The organism is Kitasatospora sp. NA04385, from assembly GCF_013364235.1.
Taxonomy (GTDB): domain Bacteria; phylum Actinomycetota; class Actinomycetes; order Streptomycetales; family Streptomycetaceae; genus Kitasatospora.
The window spans coordinates 2652501-2670166 of sequence record NZ_CP054919.1 but is presented as its reverse complement, the minus strand read 5'-3'; the positions used below and the strand labels follow the sequence as shown (position 1 = coordinate 2670166).

Below are 17666 nucleotides of genomic sequence, written 5' to 3'. Positions count from 1 at the left end.
TCGGGGATCAGTCCGCCGGCCCGAGCAGGGCGCGGACGGTCCTCGACGGGCTGGGGCGACCGAGGTGACGGGCCATCCAGCCGCTGGTCGCGGCGAGCGCGGCGAGGTCCACGCCGGTCTCCACGCCCAGGCCGTTCAGCATCCAGACGAGGTCCTCGGTGGCCAGGTTGCCCGTCGCGCTCTTGGCGTACGGGCAGCCGCCGAGGCCGCCGGCCGACGCGTCCACCACGGTCACGCCGGAGCGCAGCGCCGCCAGGGTGTTGGCGAGGGCCTGTCCGTAGGTGTCGTGGAAGTGCACCGCCAACCGTTCGACCGGTGCACCGGAACGGGTGAACGCGTCGATCAGCGCGTTGACGTGACCGGGGGTGGCGACCCCGATCGTGTCGCCGAGGCTCAGCTCGGCGCAGCCCATCTCCAGCAGCGCCAGGCCGTGGCGGACCACCTGCTCGACCGGGACCGGGCCCTCCCAGGGGTCGCCGAAGCACATCGACAGGTAGCCGCGGACCGGGACCCCGGCCTCCGCGGCGCGCTCGACCACCGGGCGGAACATCGCCATCGCCTCGTCCGCCGAGCGGTTGAGGTTGCGCCTGGCGAAGGTCTCGGTGGCGCTGGCGAACACCGCGACCTCGGTGGCGTGGTGGGCCAGCGCCCGGTCCAGGCCGCGCTCGTTGGGCACCAGCACCGGCAGCCGCAGCCCCGGGTACCGCCCGGGCAGCCCGGCCAGCCGGGGCATCAGCTCCTCGGCGTCGGCCAGCTGCGGCACCCACTTCGGGTGGACGAAGCTGGTGGCCTCGACGGTGCGCAGCCCGGCGGCGGCGAGCCGGGCGACGAACTCGGCCTTCACCTCGACGGGGACGAGGGCGCTCTCGTTCTGCAGCCCGTCGCGCGCGCCGACCTCGTGGACGCGGACCCGGGCGGGCAGCCCGGGGTCGCGCACCGGCTGGGGCAGGCCGAGGTCCAGGACGGTCGGCTCGGCCGTCGCGGCGGGCGCGGCCGAGCCGGACGGAACGGCGTTCACCGGGCGGCCTCCGGGAGGGGCTCGGCGGCGGACGAGTCCTCGGCCGCCTCGACCGTCACCAGGGGCGCGTCCATCGCGACGGTCGCTCCGGCGGAGACCCGCAGGTCGGCGACGGTGCCGTCGTGCGGCGCGGAGATGACGTGCTCCATCTTCATGGCCTCCAGGACCAGCAGGGCCTGGCCCCGGCGAACGAGTTCGCCGGGTTCGACCTTGACCACGGTGACGGTCCCGGGCATCGGCGCGGTGAGGGTGCCGTGGTGGGCGGTGCCGGCCGCGGCGCGCTCCGCGATTGCATCGAACGGGTGAACGGGCCAGGCGTCCCCGTCGACGCCGAGCCAGTGGGCGACACCGTCCGGGGTGTGCTCAGGAGCGACCGTGAAAGTGGCCTGCAGGCCGTCAACCGCAAGGCGGAGCAGGTTTCCGGACCGGCTCGCGCGGGCCCTCCGGGCGGGGCCCCCGTCCAGCCGCACCTCCCAGTCGGGGGCGGTCGTCGCGGAAAAACCGCTGGCGGCCTCGACTTCGCCGTTGGTAATCATTCGGCAGCTCACGGTGACCGGTTCGCGGCCGGGCAGCCGGAGCCGGTGCGCGGTCCACGCGGCCTCGCCACCGAGCCGCCAGCCCGAAGGGAGGGAGAAGGGGTCGGTCCAGCCGTCGGAGGCGTCGGCGCGGCCGAGTTCGAGCTGCCGCAGCAGTGCGGCGGCGAAGTAGAGCAGGTCGATCGACCCGGGACGGGTGTACGGGGAGCTCAGCAGGGAGGCGTCCTGCTGGGCGCTGCGTTCCACCAGGCCGGTGTCGAGCAGACCTGCCGTCACCTCGGGCTGCGCCAGCAGCCGGCGCAGGTAGCCGGTGTTGGTGGTGACGCCCAGGATGCGGGTCGCGGCGAGTGCGGCCCGCAGCCGACGGATCGCGGTCGGGCGGTCGGGCCCGTACGCGATCACCTTGGCGAGCATCGGGTCGTACAGGCTGCCGACCCGGTCGCCGGGTGCGATTCCGGAGTCCACCCGGACGCCCTCCCCGGAGGGCTCGTCCAGCAGCAGTACCTCGCCGCCGGTGGGCAGGAAGTCCCGTTCCGGGTCCTCGGCGCAGATCCGGGCCTCGATCGCGTGGCCCAGGAAGGAGACGTCCGACTGCGCGAACGGCAGTGCCTCGCCCGCGGCGACGCGCAGCTGCCACTCGACCAGGTCCAGCCGCTGCGGGCCTTCGGGCCCGTCCACGGCGACGGCCAGTTCGGTGACGGGGTGTTCCACCTGGAGGCGGGTGTTCATCTCCATGAAGAAGAAGTCGAGGACGTCGTCCCCGTCCGGCCCCGCGGAGCCGCCGCCGGGGACGATGAACTCGACCGTGCCGGCGCCGGTGTAGCCGCAGGCCTCGGCGGCGCGCACCGCGGCCGCGCCCATCGCGGCGCGGGTCCGAGGGTTCAACAGGACGGAAGGGGCCTCTTCGATGAGCTTCTGATGGCGGCGCTGCAGACTGCACTCGCGCTCGCCGAGGTGGACGGTCCGGCCGTGGGTGTCGGCCAGGACCTGGACCTCGATGTGCCGGGGCTGGTCGACCCAGCGCTCCAGCAACAGGGTGTCGTCGCCGAACGCGGTGCGGGCCACCCGGCGGGCGGCGGCGAGCTCGGCGGGCAGCTCGGCCGGGTCGCGGACCAGCCGCATGCCCTTGCCGCCGCCGCCGGCCGAGGGCTTGAGCAGCACCGGGTAGCCGATCCGGGCCGCCGCCTCGACCAGCTGCTCGTCGCTGGGCGAGCCGTCCTCGCTGCCGGGGACGACGGGCACTCCGGCGGTCCGGACGGCCTCCTTGGCGTTGATCTTGTCGCCCATCAGCTCCACCGCGGCCGGCGGCGGGCCGATGAAGACCAGCCCGGCCCCGGCGCAGGCCTCGGCGAACGCGGAGTTCTCGGCCAGGAACCCGTAGCCGGGGTGGACGGCCTGCGCGCCGGTCCGGCGGGCGGCCTCCAGGATCAGGTCGGAGCGCAGGTAGGTCTCGGCGGCCGAGCTGTCGCTCCGGTCGGCGGGCCCGAGCCGGACCGCGAGGTCGGCGGCCCGGACGTGCGGCGCGTCGGCGTCCGCGTCGCTGTGCACGGCGACCGACCGCACGCCCAGCCGCCGCAGGGTGCGGATCACCCGCAGCGCGATCTCGCCGCGGTTGGCGACGAGCACGGTGTCGAACATGAGAGGTGTTCCTCCGTCACGAAGGGAACGGTGAGCGGGTTGACGGTGTGTCACTGACGGTGGTCCGGCCGGCCGGACGTCACATCCGGAAGACCCCGAACGGGCGCGGTTCGGCGAGCGGGGCGTTGGCGCAGGCGGTGAGCGCCAGCCCGAGCGCCGTGCGGGTCTGCAGCGGGTCGATCACGCCGTCGTCCCACAGCCTGGCGGTGGCGTAGTACGCGTTGCCCTGGCGCTCGTACTGCTCGCGGACGGGGCGCTTGAACCCGTCCTCGTCCTCGGCGCTCCAGGGCTCGCCCCGGGCCTCCAACTGGTCGCGGCGGACGGTGGCCAGCACCGACGCCGCCTGCTCCCCGCCCATCACGGAGATCTTCGCGTTCGGCCACATCCACAGGAAGCGGGGTGAGTAGGCCCGCCCGCACATCGAGTAGTTGCCCGCCCCGTACGAGCCGCCGATCACCACCGTCAGCTTGGGCACCCGGGTGCAGGCCACCGCGGTGACCATCTTGGCGCCGTGCTTGGCGATGCCGCCGGCCTCGTACTGGCGGCCCACCATGAACCCGGTGATGTTCTGCAGGAAGAGGAGGGGGATGCCGCGCTGGTCGCACAGTTCCACGAAGTGCGCGCCCTTGAGCGCGGACTCGGCGAACAGCACGCCGTTGTTGGCGACGATGCCGACGGGGTGGCCGTGGATCCGGGCGAAGCCGGTCACCAGGGTGGTGCCGTACTCGGCCTTGAACTCGGCGAACCGGCTGCCGTCCACCAGCCGAGCGATCACCTCGCGCACGTCGTAGGGGGTGCGCGGGTCCACCGGCACCACGCAGTACAACCCGGCCGGGTCGACCGCGGGCGGCTCGACCGGGGCGAGCGGCCACGGCCTGGCGGCGCGCGGGCCGAGCCCGGCCACGATGGTGCGGACGATGGAGAGGGCGTGCGCGTCGTCCTCCGCGAGGTGGTCGGTCACGCCCGAGGTGCGGGAGTGGAGGTCGCCGCCGCCCAGCTCCTCGGCGGTCACCACCTCGCCGGTGGCGGCCTTCACCAGCGGGGGGCCGCCCAGGAAGATGGTGCCCTGGTTGCGGACGATCACCGCCTCGTCGCTCATCGCCGGGACGTACGCGCCGCCCGCGGTGCAGGAGCCCAGCACCGCCGCGATCTGCGGGATCCCGGCGGCGGACAGGCGCGCCTGGTTGTAGAAGATCCGGCCGAAGTGGTCGCGGTCGGGGAACACCTCGTCCTGCATCGGCAGGAACGCCCCGCCGGAGTCCACCAGGTAGACGCAGGGCAGCCGGTTCTCCAGGGCCACCTCCTGCGCGCGCAGGTGCTTCTTCACCGTCATCGGGTAGTACGTGCCGCCCTTGACCGTGGCGTCGTTCGCCACCACCAGGACCTCGCGCCCGGCGACCCGGCCGATGCCGGCGATCACCCCGGCGGCCGGGGCGGCGCCGTCGTACAGCCCGTCGGCGGCCAGCGGCGCCAGTTCGAGGAACGGCGAGCCGGGGTCCAGCAGGGTGTCCACCCGTTCCCGGGGGAGCAGTTTGCCGCGGGCGACGTGCTTGGCGCGCGCCTTCTCGCCGCCGCCGAGCGCCGCCGCCGCGAGCTTGCCGCGCAGCTCGGCGACCAGCTCCCGGTGGGCCCGGGCATTGGCCAGCCCGGCCGGGGAGGACGGGTCGACCGTGCTCTCCAGCCGGGGCGCCGGTGCGTCGGCGGCCCGGAAGGGCGGGGCGTCCGGCGCCGCCGGGCCCGCGTCCCGCGCAGGGGCGGAGGACCACGGAGGGGTCTGTGCCGAAGAGAGGACCATCCCAAGAGCTCCCTTGCCCTCGGATTCGGATCCGGGCAGGCCGAAGGGCGAGCCGGCCAGCCCGTGTTAATGAGCGTTAACTCTGTGGCCAGGTTAACCACCGATAACCCGACTGTCTACGATGGGCAGCATGCCCAACCGCGCTCCCGCCCCCGCGCTCCCACGCCGTGACCAGATCCGGAAAGAGGCCGCCAGGCTGTTCGCAGCCCGCGGGTTCCTGGGCGTCGGCGTCGACGAGATCGGCAAGGCGGTCGGCATCAGCGGCCCCGGCCTGTACCGCCACTTCGCCGGCAAGGACGCGATGCTCGCCGACCTCCTGGTCGGCATCAGCGAGCGCCTGCTGGAGGAGGGGCGCCGCCGCGAGGGCGAGGCCGACGGGCCGCGCGCCGCACTGGACTCCCTGATCGACGGGCACGTCGACTTCGCCCTCGACGACCGGGACCTGATCACCCTCCACGACCGCGAACTGCTCCACCTCAAGGAGACGGACCGCCGCCGGGTGCGCCGGCTCCAGCGCGGCTACGTCGAACTGTGGGTCACGGTGGTGCGCGAGGCGTTCCCGCCGCTGGCCGCGCCCGAGGCGGAGCCGGTCGCCCGCGCCGCCGTGCACGCGGTGTTCGGCCTGCTCAACTCCACCCCGCACAGCGCCGCGCCGCAGTCGGCCCAGAGCGGCCAGGCCACCCCGGGAGCCCAGGCCGATGCCGGCTCCGAGCGGACCGGACTGGCCCGCGACAGCATGGCGGCCCTGCTGCGCGCGCTGGCGCAGGGGGCGTTCGCGGCCGCCGCCGCCGAGGTGGAAGGGGCCCGCCCGACCGCCTGACCTGCGGACGGCGACCCCCGGCGGTCCTCGGCGGCCGGCCGGGGTAAGGCTGGCTACACCCTCCGCCTAGGACGATCGGCTGACCCAGGTCTAGCCGATCGCATGAGGCGCACCCCGGTGCGGCGCGGGCAATCTGTAGACGGGAAGGAAGCTCGGCCCGGAGTCGTTCAGCCTTCCAGCGCCCTCGAACCCGATGGACGCTCGCCCGGCCGAATGGTTAGCATCACTAAATATGCCCGAGACTCATGGTTTCCCAGAGCGAAGTTGGCTCCGCCGGCTCGGCGGCTACTGCTGGCGGTACCGTCGCAACCTGTCGCTGTCCTTCGGGGCGTCCCTGGTGGGCATGGCGGTCACCGCGATCGTCCCGCTCATCACCAAGCTGATCATCGACGACGTGATCACCACGCACAGCCGTCCGCTCACCCCGTGGGCGGTGCTGCTGCTGGTCGCGGCTGCGGTGGTGTTCCTCTGCACCCAGGTCCGGCGCTACTACGGCGGACAGCTCGCGCTGGACGTCCAGCACGACCTGCGCGCCGACCTGTTCCGGTCGCTGACCAGGCTCGACGGGCACCGGCAGGACCGGCTGGACACCGGCCAGGTGGTCGGCCGGGCCACCTCCGACCTGCAGCTCGTCAACGGCCTGCTCTCGATGCTGCCGATGATGACGGGCTACGCCCTGATGTTCGGCATGTCGCTGGTGGTCATGCTCTGGCTCTCCCCGCCGCTCACCCTGATCGCCCTGGTGATGGGCCCGGCCCTGTGGTGGCTGGCCACGCGCAGCCGCAAGCGCTTGTTCCCCGCCACCTGGGCCGCCCAGCAGCAGGCCGCCGAGGTCGCGGGCGTGGTCGACGCCGCGATCGGCGGCGTCCGGGTGGTCAAGGGCTTCGGCCAGGAGGCGCAGGAGCGCGGCAAGCTGGAGCGCGCCTCGCACGAGCTGTTCGCGGCCCGGCTGCGCTCGATCAAGCTGAACGCCCGCTACACCCCGGCGATGCAGGCCGTCCCCGCGCTCGGGCAGGTCGCGGTGCTCGCCGTCGGCGGCTGGCTGGCCGTCCGGGGAGACGTCACGCTCGGCACCTTCGTCGCCTTCTCCACCTACCTGGCGCAGATGACCGGCCCGGTCCGGATGCTCGCCATGGTGATCACCGTCGGCCAGCAGGCCCGCGCCGGGGTCGAGCGCGTCCTCCAGCTGATCGACCAGCGCCCGCTGGTCTCCGAGCCGGCCGACGCCCGCCCGCTCGACCCGGCCGCCGCGCCGCCCGGCACCCCGGCGCTGGAGCTCGACCGGGTCGACTTCCACTACCGCGCCGAGGAGCACCCCGAGCCCGGCAGCGTCCCCGACGGCGTCCCGGTGCTGGAGGGCCTCAGCCTGCGGCTCGCCCAGGGGGAGACGCTGGCCCTGGTCGGTGCGTCCGGCTCCGGCAAGTCCACCGTCGCCCAGCTCGTGCCCCGCTTCTACGACCCCACCTCCGGAACGGTCCGGCTGTTCGGGCAGGACGTCCGCGAGGCCACCCTCGACTCGGTGCGCGCCACCATCGGCATCGTGCCCGAGGAGAGCTTCCTGTTCTCCGAGAGCGTCCGCACCAACATCGCCTACGGGCACCCGGACGCCACCGACGAGCAGATCGAGACCGCCGCCCGGATCGCCCAGGCCGACGGCTTCGTCCGCGAGCTGCCCGACGGCTACGACACCAAGGTCGGCGAGCAGGGCCTCACCCTCTCCGGCGGCCAGCGCCAGCGCATCGCGCTCGCCCGGGCCGTCCTCACCGACCCGCGCATCCTGCTGCTCGACGACGCCACCTCCGCGGTGGACCCGCAGATCGAGGCGGAGATCCACGACGCGCTGCACAGCGTGATGGCCGGCCGCACCACCCTGCTGATCGCCCACCGCCGCTCCACCCTGCAGCTCGCCGACCGGATCGCCGTCCTGGAGGCGGGCCGGCTGATCGACCTCGGCACGCACGAGGAGCTCACCGCCCGATGTCCGCGCTACCGATCGCTGATCACCGACCCGGACGCCCTGGCAGCCCCGGCCCCGGCCCCGACCGGCGAGGCCGCGCCCGCGCGGTCCGCCACCGCCGCCGCCACCACCCCGGACGCCGAGAAGCCGGGTGCGGACGCTGAGAAGCCGGGCGCGGACGCCGAACTGCTCGCCAAGGTCGCCGCACTGCCGCCCGCGACCGACACCCCCGACATCCCGGTCGAACAGGCCGAGGCCGCCGACCCCCGGTTCAGCCTCGCCCGCCTGCTCGCCCCGTTCCGCGGCCCCCTGCTGATCGCCCTGTTCCTGGTCGCCCTGGACACCGCCGCGGGCCTCACCCTGCCGGTCCTGATCCGGCACGGCATCGACGACGGCGTCAGCAAGGCGGCGCTCGGCGGCGTCGTGGTCGCCGCCCTGCTGGCGCTCGCCGTCGTCCTGCTCGACTGGCTGGTGCAGGCCACCGAGAGCAGGGTCTCCGGCCGCACCGGCGAACGCGTCCTCTACACGCTGCGGCTGAAGATCTTCGCGCACCTCAACCGGCTCGGCCTCGACTACTACGAGCGGGAGCTGACCGGCCGGATCATGACCCGGATGACCACCGACGTCGACTCCATCTCGTCGTTCCTGCAGACCGGCGTGGTCACCGCCGTGGTCAGCCTATTCACCTTCTTCGGCATCTTCGCCGCACTGATCGTGATCGACCCCGGCCTCGCCCTGGTGGTCTTCGCGGTGCTCCCGCCGCTGGTCATCGCCACGCTGGTGTTCCGCCGGAAGTCCGCCCGCCAGTACCAGGTCTCCCGGGACCTGATCAGCACCGTCAACGCGGACCTGCAGGAGAACGTCGCCGGGATGCGGATCGTCCAGGCCTTCCGCCGGCAGGACGCCAACACCGAGCGGTTCGTCGAGCGCGGCCTCGCCTACCGGCAGGCCAGGGCCAAGGCGCAGTTCTACATCTCGTTGTACTTCCCGTTCGTGCAGTTCCTCTCCAGCGTCGCCTCCGCCCTGGTGCTGATCGCCGGAGCCTCCCGGGTCGACGACGGCACCCTCACCATCGGCGCCCTGGTCGCCTACCTGCTGTACATCGACCTGTTCTTCGCGCCGGTCAACCAGCTCTCGCAGATCTTCGACGGCTACCAGCAGGCCGCCGTCGGCCTCGGCCGGATCCGCGACCTGCTGCGCACCCCCACCAGCACCCCCGAGGCCGAGCACCCCGTCCCGGTCCGCACGCTGCGCGGCGAAGTCGAGTTCCGGAACGTCAGCTTCGCCTACAACGGCGGCGGGGAGGGCAACCCCGACGTGCTCTCCGGCATCGACCTGCACATCCCGCCCGGCCAGACCGTCGCCCTGGTCGGCGAGACCGGAGCGGGCAAGTCGACCCTGGTCAAACTGGTCGCCCGGTTCTACGACGCCACCGGCGGCACCCTGCGGGTGGACGGCACCGACCTCACCAGCTACGACCTGGACGGGTACCGGCACCGGCTCGGCGTCGTCCCGCAGGAGGCCTACCTCTTCGCGGGGACGGTCCGGGACGCCATCGCCTACGGCCGCCCCGACGCGAGCGACGCCGAGGTCGAAGCGGCGGCCAGGGCGGTCGGCGCCCACGAGATGATCACCGGGCTGGCCGGCGGGTACCGGCACCGGGTCGCGCCCCGGGGCCGCAACCTCTCGGCCGGCCAGCGCCAGCTCATCGCACTCGCCAGGGCCGAACTGGTCGACCCCGACATCCTGCTCCTGGACGAGGCCACCGCCGCGCTCGACCTCGCCACCGAGGCCGCCGTCAACCACGCCGCCGACCGGCTCAGCGGCGGGCGCACCACCCTGGTCATCGCCCACCGGCTCACCACCGCCGAGCGGGCCGACCGGATCGTGGTCCTCGACCACGGCCGCGTAGTGGAGGACGGCACCCACACCGAACTGCTCGACCGCGACGGCGCCTACGCCAAGCTGTGGGGCGCGTTCATCGCCGAGGGGCACCCGACACCGGCCCTGGGCTGAGCCGACTCCGAGCCGGGCCCGGCTCCCGGCCGAGCCGCGATCAGCTGAGGACGAGGCCGTGCCGGAGTGGTGGGCAGCGACCGGGCGCTGCCCCCGGCCACCGAGCAGCGCCCCTGGGCGTCACCCGCCGGGCGAGGTGAACCGGGCGCCATCGGCCTTGGCGGCAAAGGGCCGTTCGATTACGGAGCTGTCTCGGTCGGGACGCAACTGGGCGGCTCACCGGTTGCGACTCGGCCACCGGCCACCTCCACCGGCGGCACGCCTGGTACACAGAACGGGCGACCGACGGAGGGGACGGGAGCACCACCCCGTCACCAGGTCGAGAGGCCACGCCCATGCGCCCACGCGCGTCCGCGCCGCCCCCGGTCGCCCTCTACGCGGCCGGCCAGCTCCCCGCCTACCTGCTGCCCACCCTGGTGGGCCGCCTCACCGGCGGGGCGGGCCTGACCCCCACTCAGGCCGGAGCCCTCGGCAGCACCCTGCTGCTCGCCTCCGCCACCGTCGCGCTGCTGCTCGCCGGGCGCGTCGCCGCCCTCGGCCCGGGCCGCACCGCCCGGGCCGGCCTCGCCCTGCTCGGGCTCGGCTGCGCCCTCGTCGCCACCGGACCACAACTGCCGCTGCTCACGGTCGCCCTGGCGGTGGCCGGCCTCGGCGGGGGCGCCGCCACCGCCGTCGCCACCACGGCCATCGCCGGTACGTCCGATCCGCACCGCGCCACCGTCCGCGCCCTGCTCGCCACCTCGGGCACCGCGGCCGGCCTCTACCTGCTGCTGCCGCACCTGGGCGGCGGCCCGGCGGCGCCCTTCACCGCGCTCGCCCTGGCCGCCCTGGTCGCGGCCGCCACCAGGAGCGGCAGGCTCCGGACCGGTCCGGCGCGGGTCGGCGGACCGGAGCGGAAGGGCAGGCCCCGGACCGGCCCGCAGCCGCGCACCGTGGTCACGCCCGGCGACGGCGGGAGGCGGGCCGCGACCGCGCTCATCCTGGCCGTCCCGTTCTGGTCGATGGCGCAGAACGCGCTCTGGGGCATCAGCGGCCAACTGGGCCACCGCCAGGCAGGGCTGGGGGAGGGCGCCCTCGGTCTGGTGTTCGCGCTGGCACTGCTCGGCGGCCTGCTGGGCGTGACCGCCGCCGGTCTGCTCGGCACCCGGGTCGGCCGCACGGCCCCGATCGGGCTCGGCACCCTGGTCATCGCCGGGTGCGTCCTGCTAACCGGCACCGCCCGTGGCCCGGCGGCCTTCACCACGGGCGAGCTGCTGTGGAACCTGCTCTACCCGTTGGTGCTCAGCCACCTGCTCGGCCTCGCCGCCGCCCTCGACCCGAGCGGTCGCCGCGCCGTCCAGACCTCCGCCGCCTCCGCCCTCGGCATCGCGTGCGGACCGCTGGTCGGCACCGCACTGGCCGGCGGCCTCGGGTACCCGGGCGCGGGCGCGGTGCTCGCTGCCCTGCTGGCGGCCAGCGCCGGGCCGCTGGTGCTGGCCGCCCGCCCGCGCGGGCTCCGCCGTCCGGCCGCTTCCCGCTCCGTGACCGGCCGCCCGACCAGGCGCCGGGTCACCGTCCGACGGCGCCCCGGGAGCAGGCCCGCCACCGCCCACCTCGCCGCCCACCCGGCCGCCCGCGTCCCCGGCCGACGCCGGGCGGCGTCCGCCTCCCGCCCCGAAGGACGCCCCGAGGGCCGTACGGAAGGGGCCGTACCGAGAGCCGCACCGACCGCCCGGACTACGCCTTCAGCAACGTCCGGAACAGCGCCTCGACGTCCACCCCGGACGGCAGTTCGCTGACCTGACCGTCCCCGACCTCCACCACCCGCCACCGCCCGGGCCCGTCCGCCGAATTCGGCCCGGGCAGCCGGGCCAGGTCGGTGGTGACGAAGCGGCACCCCAACTGCCGGACCAGCGGGCGGACCTCGGTCAGGTCGGGTTCCACCCGGTTCGCCGGGCTGTCGGGGTGCGGGCCGACCAGCACCGGTTCGCCGTCCAGCCACCAGACCCGGGCCTCCTCGGCCCGCCCGTCCGCGGCCCGGACGAACGGCTCGAAGCGGCGCAGCACCAGCCCGCCCGCCAGGAACTCGCCCTGTAGCTCGGCGAAGCGCGACACCACCCGCTCCAGCGCGTCGAGGTCGGCCAGGTCCGGCACGTAGCAGGCCTCGGCCCACTCGTGCTTGCGGGACTTCACGTAGTCCTTCACCACCGCGGGCCCCCGCCCGCCCAGCTCCGCGGCCGCCGCGGCCAGCGCCTGTCGGTCCCAGTCCGTACCGGGCAGCCAGCTGCTGGCCGGCGTCACCGACTCGAACGTCCGGTACCAGCCGGGCAGTTCGTGGGCGGTCGCGTACGCGTCCGGCCCGGTCAGCAGCGGTCGGCCGCGCGCCGCCAGGGCCTCGGCGAGCTCGGCGTACCGGGCGGTGGGGATCATCCAGCCCCGGTACCAGAGCGGGCCGGGGCCGGCCGGGATCCGGCGGACGGCGGACTCGACGTCCCCGGCGAGCAGCGCGTCGTGGTCGAGCAGGGCGTGGTCGCCGCCCACCGCCCGGACCGCCCCCGCCTCCCAGGCGAAGTGCGGGTCCACCCGACGGGGGAACAACGGGTCTGACGGAAGGATGACGGAGACCTCGACCATGCGGCTCAGACTAGGTCCACCGACCGGCGCAGGGCCCGGAAACCCCTTGTCCGCGCCGGTGGATCCGCCCGAAAACCCGATCGACACCCCGTCGCGGGCTCTGCCAGGGTGATCGCGTGCGATGGATCACGCGGAGTCGGAGACCCGAAGGCGAGCGGCGCCCCCGCCAGGCGGCGCGGACGCTGGTGCTCTCGCCGGAGGGCGAGGTGTTCCTGTTCCGGTCGGACAACTCCGAAGTCGGGGTCCACTGGAACGCCCCGGGCGGCGGCCTGGAGCGCGGCGAGTCCCCGGCCGAGGGCGCCCTCCGGGAACTGCACGAGGAGACCGGCTGGACCGACCTCCGGCCGGGCCCGCTCGTCTGCACCTGGGAGCACGACTTCACCTGGCACGGCACCCCGGTCCGCCAGCACGAGCACATCTTCCTGACCCACGGCCCGCGGCGTGAACCGGGAGACGTGGCGGCGGTCCACCGCGTCGACGGCATCCTCGGCTGGCACTGGTGGACGCAGGCCGAACTCGCCGCACCGGACGCCGATCCGACCTGGCCGCCGAACCTGGCCGCGCTGCTCGTCGGCCTCCGGGACGCGGCACCCGGCCCGATCGCACCGGTCCACCTCGGCTACCTGCCCAACGCCGCCCCGCCGCAAGGCGACTGACCGCCGCCCGCCGTTCCTCCCGAGCGGAGCCGTTCCTCCCGAGCCGAGCCGAGCCCAGCCGGGCCGGGCCGGGCCGGGCCGCAGGGCCAGAGGCCGCACGGCCGGACCCGCCGCTCCTCCCGGCTGCGCGGAACCGGACCAGGGGGAACCGGACCACGCGGTCGAGCCGGCTCAGCGGACCGGACGCCGACCCCGCCGACGTCCGCGCGCCGCCGGCACCTCGGCCTGCCAGTCGCGCATCCCCAACTCCCGGTCGTGCACCGCCTCCGGGTTGATCACCACCGACAGCAGGGCGGAACGCAGTTCCTCCGGGCTCAATCCGGTCGAGCGCTGCAACTGCTCGGTGGGAACCGACACCGCGATGGCCGGTCGCCAGTCCGGCAGCACCACCTGGCAGGTGCCGGAACCGAACCGCAGCAGCCGCGCCGCCACCCGGCGCTCCGGAGCCCGCCCACCGGGGCCGGTGCCCTCGGCCGAGCCGGGCGACCCGCCGATCAGGACCCCCATCGGCACCCCCATCGGCACCCCCGCCGGTTCCACCGGCAGGCCCCCGCCCGCGGCCACGGCGTCCCCCGCCCCGGCCCGCTGCCCGCCCGGCGCCGGTGCCACCGCCCGCACCTGGCTCAGCCGCCGCGAGGGCGCGGGCCGCCGCTGCGGACGCGCCCGCCCCGCCACCTCGCCGACACCCCAGGCCCCCGACGACCACTCGACCGCGCCGGGAGCGCCCGCACCCGAACCCGCGCCCGCGCCGGTACCAACACCGACGGCAGCACCGGCGTCCGGCACCGGGCTCCCGCCATCGACCCGCCCCGGTGCGTCCGCGCCGCCGCTGACCGCCGAACCCGCTTGCACCGCAAGACGGTTGGCGTCCGTGCGGGATCGGTCCGACGCGTTCTGGTCGAGCGAGGTCATGACTGTGCCCTTCCGGATTCCGAGCTCGCCCGATCCTGCACCACCGGTGCGTGCCGGGCCAAGGGACGTGAGCACACCGCCGATGGTTCCCGCCCGCCGGGCAAACCCGTTGCGGGCCCTGAGCACGGAGTTAGGATCGGTGTCATGTCTCTCACGTCATGCCTGCGCTGGTGGCCGTCCTAGGACGGCCACTCCCCACGCATGACTCCAGGGCCGTCCGCAAGGGCGGCCCCGGCGCGATCGTCTCGGACGGTCCAGGGCGCCATCCCGGCGGGCGGCCGACCACCGCGACCGAGGAGCACCTCACCATGACCGCCGCCACCGAAGCCACCGGCCGCCCCGCCGCCCCCACCGCCGCCGAGAGCGCGAACCCCCTGGTGGCCCCCACCGCCGCAGGGCACCACCGCATCCTGACCGGCGACCGCCCCACCGGCCCGCTGCACCTCGGCCACTACTTCGGGACGCTCCGCAACCGGGTGGAACTCCAGTCCCGGGGCCTCGAACTCATGATCGTGATCCCCGACTACCAGGCGATCACCGACCGGGACCGCGCCGACCGCCCCGCCGAGCACGCGGAGAACCTGGTCCTCGACTACCTGGCCGCGGGCGTCGACCCGGACCGCGCCACGATCTTCACCCACAGCGCCGTCCCCGCCCTCAACCAGCTGATGCTGCCCTTCCTCAGCCTGGTCAGCGTCGCCGAACTCTCCCGCAACCCCACCGTCAAGGACGAGATCGCCCACTCCCGGCAGTCCACCGTCAGCGGGCTGATGTTCACCTACCCCGTCCACCAGGCCGCCGACATCCTGTTCTGCAAGGCCGACCTCGTCCCGGTCGGCCGGGACCAACTGCCGCACCTGGAAGTCACCCGCACCATCGCCCGCCGCTTCAACGACCGCTACGCCCCCCTCGCCCCCCTCTTCCCCGAACCGCAGGCCCTGCTCTCGCGCGCCCCCCTGCTGCTCGGCACCGACGCGGGCAAGATGAGCAAGAGCCGGGGCAACGCCATCGCCCTCGGCGCCGACGAGGACGAGACCGCCCGGCTGCTCCGCGGCGCCGTCACCGACCCCGACCGCCGCATCGCCTACGACCCCGAGAACCGCCCCGGCGTCTCCAACCTCCTGCTGCTCACCGCGCTCTGCCAGGACCGCGACCCGCGCGCCGTCGCCGAGGAGATCGGCGACGGTGGCGCCACCCTCCTCAAGCGCACGGCCACCGAAGCGGTTAACGAGCACCTCCGCCCGCTGCGGGCCCGCCGCGCCGAACTCGCCGCCGACCGCACCGTCCTGCGCGAAGTCCTGCGCACCGGCAACGCCCGCGCCAACGCCGTCGCCGACCGGACGCTCGGCGAAGTGCGCGCCGCCATGGGCACCTGCTGAAGGACACCCGTCCCGAGCCGCCGCTCCGGCGGGCCGCCCACCCCGGCCCGGCCGGAGCGACGGCGGCACACGGGGGATGGGTCGTTCCCGGACGGGGGATACCGTCAGCAGACGGAAGAGCGGAGCGGCTCCCGGCCCACCACTCCGGTACCCGCCCCGTCCCCCCTCACCCCACTCCCGTTACCCCCCGTTCCGACGCCGCTCGCGCTCCCCGAAGGAGTACCGGATGCCCCTGCGCCCGCTCCGCCCCGGCGACCGGGTCGCCCTCGCCGCCACCAGCGGCGCGATCGACCCCGCCCGACTCGCCCTCGGCATCGACGTCCTCCGCTCCTGGGGCCTGGACGTGACCGTCCTCCCGCACCTCCACGACACCCACCCCACGCTGCCGCACCTGGCCGGCAGTGACGCCCACCGCGCCGCGGACCTGCAGGCCGCCTGGCTCGACCCCGACATCGACGCCGTCCTCTGCGCCCGCGGCGGCTTCGGCGCGCACCGGATGGTCGACCTCCTCGACTGGGACGCGATGCGCGCCGCCGAACCGAAACCGCTGGTCGGCTTCAGCGACGTCACCGTCCTGCACGAAGCCTTCGCCCAGCGCCTCGGCATCCCCACCTTCTACGGCCCGATGCCCGGAACCGTCGTGTTCAGCACCGACCCCGCCACCGCCGAACACCTGCGCCGCACCCTCTTCGAACCCGCCGGCACCACCGCGCTCACCGGCCCCGACGCCACCGCCCTCGTCCCCGGCCGGGCACACGGCGTCCTGATGGGCGGCTGCGCCTCCCTGCTCGCGGCCGACCGCGGCACCCCCGGCGCGCGTCCGTCCTTCGCCGGCGGCCTGCTCCTCCTGGAGGACGTCAACGAGCAGCCCTACCAGCTCGACCGGATGCTCACCCAGCTCCGCCGCAGCGGAGCCCTGGAGGGAGTGGCCGGAGTGGTCCTCGGCTCCTGGGACGGCTGCGGCCCGCTCGACGGTGTGCGCGCCGTGATGCTCGACCACCTCGGCGGACTCGGCGTCCCCGTCCTGTGGGAGCTCGGCTTCGGTCACTGCCCCTCCTCGATCACCGTCCCGCTCGGCGTCCCCGCCACCCTCGACGCCGACGCCGGCACGCTCACCCTGGACGCACCCGTTCTCAGCGGCCCTACCGGCGCGTAGGGTGCGAGCCATGCACGTCGAAGGCAGCTCCGCCCCCACCTCCACCCCCGCCACCGAGCAGCCCGCGGCCGTCGCGGAACAGGTGGTGGTTCGAGCCCTCGGCCTGCTCCACGGCCCCGGCAGCGGCACCGGACGGACCATCCTCGGCCTGGCCGGAGCGCCCGCCGCCGGAAAGTCCACCCTCGCGCGCCTCCTCACCGAAGAGATCAACCGCCGCGAGGGCCCCGACACCGCCGCCCACCTCCCGCTCGACGGCTTCCACCTCTCCAACGCCCAGCTCGACCGCCTCGGCCTGCGCCCCCGCAAGGGCGCCCCCGAGACCTTCGACGCCCACGGCTACCTCGCGCTCCTCCGACGCGTCGCCGCCGACCGCTTCCACGACCTCTACGCCCCCGACTTCGACCGCACCCTCGACGAACCGGTCGCCGCCCGCCACCTCATCCGCCCCCACACCCGGCTCGTCATCACCGAGGGCAACTACCTCGCCGCCCCCACCGCTCCGTGGACGGACGCCCGGGCCCTGCTGCGCGAACTCTGGTACGTCGAAGCGGACGAGAGCACCCGCGCCACCCGCCTGCTCGCCCGCCACACTGCCGGCGGCCAGGACCCGGAAGCCGCCCGCCGACGCATCGACGACAACGACCGCCCCAACGCCGCCTACGTGACGACCACCCGGGCGGCCTGCGACTGGACCGTCCGCACGGGCGAGTTTGCACCTGGCGCGGATCCGGCGTAGTGTTCACTGGTCGCTCGGCAGGGAGCACCGGACACGCATCTGTGTGGACGGTCCCGGGGCGGCCAATCCCTTGAGAAACCAGTTCGATGATCCGTGACGGGTCGCGTCCTTTTCGCGTCCCCGTTCGTATTGTCGGCGTGCGCTTTTCCGGAGATTGCGGCCGATTCGCTTTACGGAGCGGGGATCGGCTAGAGTTTGAAACGTCGGACGGGGCGTCAAGCCGCAGAAGACGAAAGCGAGTCGGGAAAGAGCACAGGCTCGGATCTGATAAGCTGGAAACACGAAAGAACGAAGCGCCCGGAGGGTCCGCAGGAATGCGGCTCGAAGGAAGCATCCGTTCCTTGAGAACTCAACAGCGTGCCAAAAGTCAACGCCAGATATGTTGACATCCCCGGCCAGCCGGTATCGGTTGGTTGGAGATTCCTTTATGAAGT

12 protein-coding genes are annotated in these 17666 nt (G+C 74.4%); 7 read left to right on the top strand and 5 right to left on the bottom strand.

What is annotated here, in order from left to right; genetic code table 11:
- Positions 1-7: 7 nt before the first annotated feature.
- From HUT16_RS11610 to HUT16_RS11600, 3 genes are all read right to left on the bottom strand, one after another.
- Positions 8-961, bottom strand: coding sequence for a hydroxymethylglutaryl-CoA lyase (locus tag HUT16_RS11610; RefSeq protein ID WP_176192620.1), 954 nt, complete (start codon positions 959-961; stop codon positions 8-10).
- A 53-nt stretch (positions 962-1014) separates the two neighbouring features.
- On the bottom strand, positions 1015-3192 hold the full coding sequence (locus HUT16_RS11605; protein ID WP_176187975.1) for a biotin carboxylase N-terminal domain-containing protein: 2178 nt from the start codon (positions 3190-3192) through the stop codon (positions 1015-1017).
- A 79-nt stretch (positions 3193-3271) separates the two neighbouring features.
- Positions 3272-4987, bottom strand: coding sequence for a carboxyl transferase domain-containing protein (locus tag HUT16_RS11600; RefSeq protein ID WP_254897762.1), 1716 nt, complete (start codon positions 4985-4987; stop codon positions 3272-3274).
- 130 nt (positions 4988-5117) lie between these two features.
- Between HUT16_RS11600 and HUT16_RS11595 the strand changes: the two genes are divergently transcribed.
- The 3 genes from HUT16_RS11595 (at position 5118) to HUT16_RS11585 (ending at position 11558) form a co-directional block, all read left to right on the top strand.
- Positions 5118-5807, top strand: coding sequence for a TetR/AcrR family transcriptional regulator (locus HUT16_RS11595; protein WP_176187973.1), 690 nt, complete (start codon positions 5118-5120; stop codon positions 5805-5807).
- A 232-nt stretch (positions 5808-6039) separates the two neighbouring features.
- On the top strand, positions 6040-9780 hold the full coding sequence (locus tag HUT16_RS11590) for an ABC transporter ATP-binding protein (RefSeq protein WP_176187971.1): 3741 nt from the start codon (positions 6040-6042) through the stop codon (positions 9778-9780).
- Between the two features lie 335 nt (positions 9781-10115).
- Entirely contained in the window at positions 10116-11558 is a 1443-nt protein-coding gene (locus HUT16_RS11585) for an MFS transporter (protein ID WP_176187969.1), read from the top strand.
- Here the strand turns inward: HUT16_RS11585 and HUT16_RS11580 are convergent.
- Complete coding sequence (locus HUT16_RS11580) at positions 11497-12393, bottom strand: ATP-grasp domain-containing protein (protein ID WP_176187967.1); 897 nt, start codon at positions 12391-12393, stop codon at positions 11497-11499. The genes HUT16_RS11585 and HUT16_RS11580 overlap by 62 nt on opposite strands.
- Before the next feature lie 116 nt (positions 12394-12509).
- Here HUT16_RS11580 and HUT16_RS11575 point away from each other — a divergent pair, with 116 nt between their 5' ends.
- Positions 12510-13049: an NUDIX hydrolase gene (locus HUT16_RS11575; RefSeq protein ID WP_254897761.1), complete on the top strand. Its 540-nt coding sequence runs from the start codon at positions 12510-12512 to the stop codon at positions 13047-13049.
- 171 nt (positions 13050-13220) lie between these two features.
- Here the strand turns inward: HUT16_RS11575 and HUT16_RS11570 are convergent, their stop codons facing one another.
- On the bottom strand, positions 13221-14087 hold the full coding sequence (locus tag HUT16_RS11570; protein WP_176187965.1) for a hypothetical protein: 867 nt from the start codon (positions 14085-14087) through the stop codon (positions 13221-13223).
- Between the two features lie 182 nt (positions 14088-14269).
- Here HUT16_RS11570 and trpS point away from each other — a divergent pair, with 182 nt between their 5' ends.
- The 3 genes from trpS (at position 14270) to HUT16_RS11555 (ending at position 17232) form a co-directional block, all read left to right on the top strand.
- On the top strand, positions 14270-15340 hold the full coding sequence (gene trpS, locus HUT16_RS11565) for a tryptophan--tRNA ligase (protein WP_176187963.1): 1071 nt from the start codon (positions 14270-14272) through the stop codon (positions 15338-15340).
- A 226-nt stretch (positions 15341-15566) separates the two neighbouring features.
- Positions 15567-16496, top strand: a complete 930-nt coding sequence (locus HUT16_RS11560) for an LD-carboxypeptidase (protein WP_176187961.1) — start codon at positions 15567-15569, stop codon at positions 16494-16496.
- Between the two features lie 10 nt (positions 16497-16506).
- Positions 16507-17232, top strand: coding sequence for a nucleoside/nucleotide kinase family protein (locus tag HUT16_RS11555; protein WP_176187959.1), 726 nt, complete (start codon positions 16507-16509; stop codon positions 17230-17232).
- Positions 17233-17666: the final 434 nt, after the last annotated feature.

What these genes read in the sequence shown, in the direction of transcription:
- HUT16_RS11605 (WP_176187975.1), bottom strand. Translation starts at nt 3,192, where the DNA reads ATGTTCGACACCGTGCTCGTCGCCAACCGCGGCGAGATCGCGCTGCGG.
- HUT16_RS11600 (WP_254897762.1), bottom strand. Translation starts at nt 4,987, where the DNA reads ATGGTCCTCTCTTCGGCACAGACCCCTCCGTGGTCCTCCGCCCCTGCG.
- HUT16_RS11595 (WP_176187973.1), top strand. Translation starts at nt 5,118, where the DNA reads ATGCCCAACCGCGCTCCCGCCCCCGCGCTCCCACGCCGTGACCAGATC.
- HUT16_RS11590 (WP_176187971.1), top strand. Translation starts at nt 6,040, where the DNA reads ATGCCCGAGACTCATGGTTTCCCAGAGCGAAGTTGGCTCCGCCGGCTC.
- HUT16_RS11585 (WP_176187969.1), top strand. Translation starts at nt 10,116, where the DNA reads ATGCGCCCACGCGCGTCCGCGCCGCCCCCGGTCGCCCTCTACGCGGCC.
- HUT16_RS11580 (WP_176187967.1), bottom strand. Translation starts at nt 12,393, where the DNA reads ATGGTCGAGGTCTCCGTCATCCTTCCGTCAGACCCGTTGTTCCCCCGT.
- trpS (WP_176187963.1), top strand. Translation starts at nt 14,270, where the DNA reads ATGACCGCCGCCACCGAAGCCACCGGCCGCCCCGCCGCCCCCACCGCC.
- HUT16_RS11560 (WP_176187961.1), top strand. Translation starts at nt 15,567, where the DNA reads ATGCCCCTGCGCCCGCTCCGCCCCGGCGACCGGGTCGCCCTCGCCGCC.
- HUT16_RS11555 (WP_176187959.1), top strand. Translation starts at nt 16,507, where the DNA reads ATGCACGTCGAAGGCAGCTCCGCCCCCACCTCCACCCCCGCCACCGAG.